This window comes from Pseudomonas fuscovaginae SE-1 (assembly GCF_000364705.1).
Classification (GTDB): Bacteria; Pseudomonadota; Gammaproteobacteria; order Pseudomonadales; family Pseudomonadaceae; genus Aquipseudomonas; species Aquipseudomonas fuscovaginae_A.
This window is the reverse complement of the sequence record NZ_AQOH01000167.1, coordinates 1-3661: the sequence shown is the minus strand read 5'-3', so window position 1 is coordinate 3661 and position 3661 is coordinate 1. Positions and strand designations below refer to the sequence as shown.

General features: G+C 65.3%; 4 protein-coding genes. All 4 read right to left on the bottom strand.

The features are described 5' to 3' along the window. Positions 1-77: 77 nt before the first annotated feature. Positions 78-707 (bottom strand): class I SAM-dependent methyltransferase, encoded by a 630-nt coding sequence (locus K675_RS0116390; RefSeq protein WP_017904586.1) that lies wholly within the window; start codon positions 705-707, stop codon positions 78-80. A gap of 203 nt (positions 708-910) precedes the next feature. Then, positions 911-1555 (bottom strand): methionine ABC transporter permease, encoded by a 645-nt coding sequence (locus tag K675_RS0116385; RefSeq protein WP_017904585.1) that lies wholly within the window; start codon positions 1553-1555, stop codon positions 911-913. Then, on the bottom strand, positions 1545-2666 hold the full coding sequence (locus K675_RS0116380; protein WP_017904584.1) for a methionine ABC transporter ATP-binding protein: 1122 nt from the start codon (positions 2664-2666) through the stop codon (positions 1545-1547). Before K675_RS0116380 ends, K675_RS0116385 begins: the two co-directional genes overlap by 11 nt. A gap of 1 nt (position 2667) precedes the next feature. Further along, positions 2668-3477, bottom strand: coding sequence for a MetQ/NlpA family ABC transporter substrate-binding protein (locus K675_RS0116375; protein ID WP_017904583.1), 810 nt, complete (start codon positions 3475-3477; stop codon positions 2668-2670). Between the last annotated feature and the right edge of the window lie 184 nt (positions 3478-3661).

Below are 3661 nucleotides of genomic sequence, written 5' to 3'. Positions count from 1 at the left end.
GCGGCTCAAATCGGTTTGACTGTCACTCAGGAATGGACAATCCAATGTTCAACCCCTCGCAAGCTCCCGAGGGCGCGCTATATCTTGCGCCAGACGCTGGCAAGCCAGGGCTGCTGCTCACGCGGCAGCCCGGCCGGGCGATAGTAGTGTTCCAGTTCGACGAAGCCTGCCGCAGTCAGCAACGCCTGCCAGGCCTCCAGGTCGTGATATGAGCCATACCGCTCGCCATTCCAACCCTCCTGGTTTTCTCCACGCGGGTTGGAGCTGAACAGCACGCCACCCGGCTTGAGCGTGGCATGCAGTTGCCCCAGGACGCGCGGCAGTTCCTGCAGGGGCACATGGAACAGCACGGCATTGGCAAAGATGCCGTCGAAACGTTGCGCCGGCAGGTCCAGCTCGAGGAAGTTCTGCTGCAGTACCTCGCAACCGCTGTCCTCGCGGGCCATCTGTGCGAAACGTTCGGTGCCGTCGAGGCCGACGGCAGTATGGCCCAGGCGGGTGAAGGTCTTGAGATCCCGGCCGGGGCCGCAGCCGAAATCGAGGATGGTGAACGGCGCCGCCCCCCGGATATGGCGCAACAGAGCGTCGATATTCTGGCTGACGTCGTGGTCGCGGGTGCCTTCGCGGAAGCCCTCGGCGGTACGGTTGTAGTGGCCGAGGGTGGTGGAGGCGATCTGGTTGAGGTCGTCGGGGCCGAGGGTTTTCATCGGGACTCTGCGCGTTGGGGTGGATGAACTGAATATATCACCCTGCGGATTGCTGCTGCGTCCGGGAGGGACCCTTCGCGGCGGTTCGGCGTCCCGACAAGCACTGCTCCTACAGAGGGACGTCATACACGAGTCCCGTGTTAGACGAAGCCCTGTAGGAGCGTGGCTTGCCCGCGAAAGCGATCTTCCAGGCGCCAGATATCTCAGCGCTTGTTGAGCGCCCGCGCCAACCGATCCCCACCGAACTGGATCGCCGCCACCAGGATCACCAGCAGCACGATCACCGTCAGCATCACCTGGCTGTCGAAGCGCTGGTAGCCATAGCGGTAGGCAATGTCCCCCAACCCACCCGCGCCGATCGCGCCGGCCATCGCCGAGGAATTGATCATGGTCACCAGGGTGATGGTGAAACCGCCGACGATCCCCGGCAACGCCTCGGGCAGCAGCACGTGCCAGACGATATGCCAGCGCCGGCACCCCATGGCCTGCGCTGCCTCGATCAGGCCATGATCGACCTCACGCAAGCTCACCTCGGCGATCCGCGCAAAGAACGGCGTAGCGGCGATGGTCAGCGGCACCACGGCCGCCCACACACCATAGGTGGTGCCGACGATCAGCCGGGTGAACGGGATCAGCGCCACCATCAGGATCAGGAACGGAATCGAGCGGAACAGATTGACGAACGCCCCCAGCACCCGGTTCACCGCCGGCGCCTCGTAGATCCCGCCCTTGTGGCTGGTGACCAGGATCACCGCCAGCGGAATGCCCAGCAACAACGCGATCAGCGACGACACGCCAACCATCAGGAAGGTGTCGATCACCCCCTGCCACAACCGATCAAGCCACATGGCCGAGCACCTCCACCTGTTGCGCCCAACGGGCCGCGCGCTGGCGCAGCGTCTCGGCGTCCAGCGGCGAGCCGCTCACCGACAGCAGCAACTGCCCCAGGGCATGCCCCTGGATCCGTTCGACGCCCCCCTGCAACAGCCGCACCCGCCCACCGAGGGCACTGAACAGCGCGGCCAGATCCGGTTCGTCGCTGGCACTGCCGGTGAACTGCAGACGCAGCACCACCGCCGAATCCGCCGACTCCGGTTGCGCCCGCAAGCGGCCTTGCAACTCCTCGGGCAGCGCATGCTGCAGCGGCGCGAGCAAGGTCCGGCTGGCCTCATGCTGCGGGTCACCGAACACCTGCCACACCGGCCCCTGCTCGACTACCCTGCCGTGCTCCAGCACCACCACGCGATCGCAGATCTCGCGGATCACCGCCATCTCGTGGGTGATCAGCACCACGGTCAGGCCCAGGCGCCGGTTGATCTCGCGCAGCAGGCCAAGGATCGACTGGGTGGTCTCCGGGTCGAGCGCCGACGTCGCCTCGTCGCACAGCAGAATCGCCGGGTCATGCACCAGCGCGCGGGCAATCCCCACCCGCTGCTTCTGCCCACCGGACAGTTGCGCCGGATAGGCCTTGTGCTTGTCCCGCAGGCCGACCAGTTCCAGCAGCTCGCGGACCTTCTGCTCGCGCGCGAGCCTCGGCACCCCGGCCACCTTCAGCGGCAGTTCGACGTTCTGCCAGACGGTCTTGGCCGACATCAGGTTGAAGTGCTGGAAGATCATCCCGACCCGCCGCCGCAGTTCCACCAGGCGGTCCTCGTCGAACTCGCCGATGTCCACCTGGTCGATCAGCACCCGCCCCGCCGTGGGTTGCTCCAGGCGGTTGATGGTGCGGATCAGCGACGACTTGCCGGCGCCGCTGCGGCCGATGATGCCGAACACCTCGCCGCGCTGGATCGCCAGGTCGATGCCCTGCAGGGCATTCACCGGGCCATGGTGGCCGTCGTAGGTCTTGCCCACGCCGATGAAGCGTACGTGGGCGCGGTTGAGTTCGGGGTGCAGTTCGGTCCGTTCGGCTTCGCGTGGCACTTCGTCCAGCGGGCGCTGGAGGCTGACGACGCTCATGTCAGCCTTCCCAGCCGGCCTGGTACAGCTTGCCATGGGCTTTGTCCAGGGCGGCGCGCACGGCGGGCGAATGTTGGTAGATGTCGACGAACTTGATCAGCCGCGGGTCGTTCTTCTCCTTCGGCTGGATGACGAACTGGATCACGTACTCCTTGTGGTCGAGGCCGTCGAACAGCAGCGCCGAACCGGCATCGAAGCTTTTCGCCAGGCGGATGTAGGCCGGGTAGCCCTGCACCAGGTCGGCGTCATCGTAGGCTCGCACCAGTTGCACGGCCTCGACCTGGAGAATCTTGATCTTCTTCGGGTTGGCGACGATGTCGTCCTCGGTGGCCTTGTAGCCGACGCCGGGCTTGAGGGTGATCAGGCCAGCCTTGGCCAGCAGTTGCAGGCCACGGCCGCTGTTGATCGGGTCGTTGGCGATGGCCACGGTGGCGCCCTCGGGCAGCTCGGCGAAGCTCTTGTACTGCTTCGAGTAGAGACCGACGTTGTTGATGATGCCGGGGGCGAAGGGCACCAGGTCGAAACCGGCGGCGGCCTTGGCGTTTTCCAGGAACGGGATGTGCTGGAAGTAGTTCACGTCGATATCACCGGCGGCCAGGCTGACGTTGGGCGCGATCCAGTCGGTGAATTCCACCAGCTCGACCTTCAGGCCCTGCTTGCCAGCCTCTTCCACGGCGGCCTCCAGCGGGATGGCGAAGGCGGCGGTGGTGCCGACCTTGAGCGGCGCGTCGGCGGCATGGGCGACGGCGCTGAACAGCCCGAGGGCGAGGGCCAGTGCCTTGACTGGCTGAGTGATGCGTATTGTTTTCATGATGGGTTTCCAATCAGTCATAAAGAATCGGGTCGTTCACTTCGGACGTGTGATACGTGGCTTGTCTGCTGGTGGCGCATAAACTTTTGTGGGCGCAGACCTGTTCCATTGGGCAAACCTCTAGTGTTGGGCAACCCTCCTGTGGCGAGCGGGCTTGCCCGCGCTGGGGCGCAAAGCGGCCCCA

Bases quoted from the DNA above. Each gene is read 5' to 3' on its own strand.
- K675_RS0116375 (WP_017904583.1), bottom strand. From the start codon at position 3,477: ATGAAAACAATACGCATCACTCAGCCAGTCAAGGCACTGGCCCTCGCC.
- K675_RS0116385 (WP_017904585.1), bottom strand. From the start codon at position 1,555: ATGTGGCTTGATCGGTTGTGGCAGGGGGTGATCGACACCTTCCTGATG.
- K675_RS0116390 (WP_017904586.1), bottom strand. From the start codon at position 707: ATGAAAACCCTCGGCCCCGACGACCTCAACCAGATCGCCTCCACCACC.
- K675_RS0116380 (WP_017904584.1), bottom strand. From the start codon at position 2,666: ATGAGCGTCGTCAGCCTCCAGCGCCCGCTGGACGAAGTGCCACGCGAA.